The organism is Steroidobacter sp. (assembly GCF_016790065.1).
In the GTDB taxonomy this organism is placed as follows: Bacteria; Pseudomonadota; Gammaproteobacteria; order Steroidobacterales; family Steroidobacteraceae; genus Steroidobacter.
Genome location: NZ_JAEUPY010000815.1, coordinates 1 through 1,514, shown reverse-complemented (window position 1 = coordinate 1,514; position 1,514 = coordinate 1). Strand labels below are relative to the sequence as shown.

The following is a 1,514-nucleotide window of genomic DNA, read 5'->3' as shown; positions in this document are numbered from 1 at the left end:
AACCCAGGCAACTCACGCGCCGTGAACAACCTTGGCATGGCGTACGCCGTCGACTGTCGCTTCGACGAAGCCGTGCAGGCATTTCAACGCGCAATCGCGCTCAGCCCCGACGAGTATCACGCGAAAATCAACCTGATCCTGCTGCGCAAAGGCCAGCTGCCGGGCGTGCCGAGCCGCTGCGCTCCCGTCAACGGCAGCTGACGGAGCGGGAACATCCCGCCGCTTGCCGCGTCATTGCAAAGTCCACAGTGAACAGCGGGGTTGGCAATGCCTGAGTCCATCGATCCGGCCGAGCTTGCCAGCACCGAAGCGAATCGCGGGCGGGGTGCGAATCGACCGGGCGAAATCTCATGGCGCGGCTGGTGGGACGTGCTGTGGCGAGTCCAGGATCAGTTGGATGCCGACAATGTGTCCATCGTTGCCGGCGGTCTGGCCCTGTTCGCCTTGCTCGCCGTGTTCCCCAGTCTGGCGGCAGCCGTCGCCATCTACGGCATCGTGGCGTCGCCCGAGGCCATCGCCACCCAGATGCAAACGTTCAACGACCTGCTGCCGACAGCGACTGCGGAGATCCTGCAGAACCAGTTGCAGCAGTTGGTCAGCCAGCGCAATGAGACGCTCAGCATCGGTGTCGTCGTCGGCATCGTGCTGGCGATGTGGAGCGCGCGCAAAGGCATGGTCGCGATGATTACCGCGCTCAACGTGGCTTATAACGAGCATGACCGTCGCTCCTTCCTGAAGCGATTGATGATCTCGTCCACCTTCACGGTGTGCGGCGTGCTGGGATTCGTGGTGATGGTGCTGATCGGTGTGGCCGTGCCCATCGTGTTGGCGTTCATCCCGCTCGGCACTGCCACCGAGTGGGTGTTGCAAGGCGTGCGCTGGGTTTTACTCTGGCTGATCGCGGTGTTCGCACTCTCGACCATGTATCGGTTCGCCCCGCATCGCGCACCACCCCGCTGGGAATGGGCCACCGCCGGCGCGAGGATCGCGGCAACCTTGTGGCTGCTGAGCAGCGCTGGATTTGCCATCTACGTACGCAACTTCGACTCCTTCGGCGAAGCGTACGGCGCCATCGGCGGCGTGGTCGTGATGTTGATGTGGTTCTACGTCTCCGCTTACGTCGTGATCCTGGGCGCCGAGATCAACTCGGAACTCGAGCGCCAGACCGTGAACGACACGACCGTCGGCCCCGGCAAGCCGCTGGGCGAACGCGGCGCGTTCTCGGCGGACACCGTTGGCCCTCGCGGCTGGGAATGGAAACGCGAATCTCGCTCCGAGGCAGGACGCCGGTAGGTTCCGGCGTCCCCGCCACTGAGTTAGAACGACACGCCGACACGTACGCCGAAGCGCTCCGGCCGGATCACGGCTTGGTAGCCGCTCAAGTAGTTGCCGAGGTTCCACAAGCGTGCGTCATCCTCGCCGCCGATGTTCTCAGCGAACGCAGTAATCTGCAGGCGATCCGAGCGCCAGCCGATACGAGCATTGAGCGTGTCCAGCGCATCGATGTAGTAGCC

At 63.7% G+C, this 1,514-nt stretch carries 3 protein-coding genes; 2 read left to right on the top strand and 1 reads right to left on the bottom strand.

The genetic code is table 11. The features are described 5' to 3' along the window. Together JNL55_RS32975 and JNL55_RS32970 are read left to right on the top strand one after the other, a co-directional pair. The coding region (locus JNL55_RS32975) for a tetratricopeptide repeat protein (protein ID WP_293864787.1) at positions 1–201 on the top strand (201 nt) is incomplete at its 5' end. A gap of 66 nt (positions 202–267) precedes the next feature. After that, entirely contained in the window at positions 268–1,293 is a 1,026-nt protein-coding gene (locus JNL55_RS32970) for a YihY/virulence factor BrkB family protein (protein WP_293864784.1), read from the top strand. A 23-nt stretch (positions 1,294–1,316) separates the two neighbouring features. Here JNL55_RS32970 and JNL55_RS32965 read toward each other — a convergent pair. After that, positions 1,317–1,514, bottom strand: a 198-nt coding sequence (locus tag JNL55_RS32965) for a hypothetical protein (RefSeq protein WP_293864781.1), incomplete at its 5' end; no start/stop codon positions are given.

Bases quoted from the DNA above. Each gene is read 5' to 3' on its own strand.
- JNL55_RS32970 (WP_293864784.1), top strand. From the start codon at position 268: ATGCCTGAGTCCATCGATCCGGCCGAGCTTGCCAGCACCGAAGCGAAT.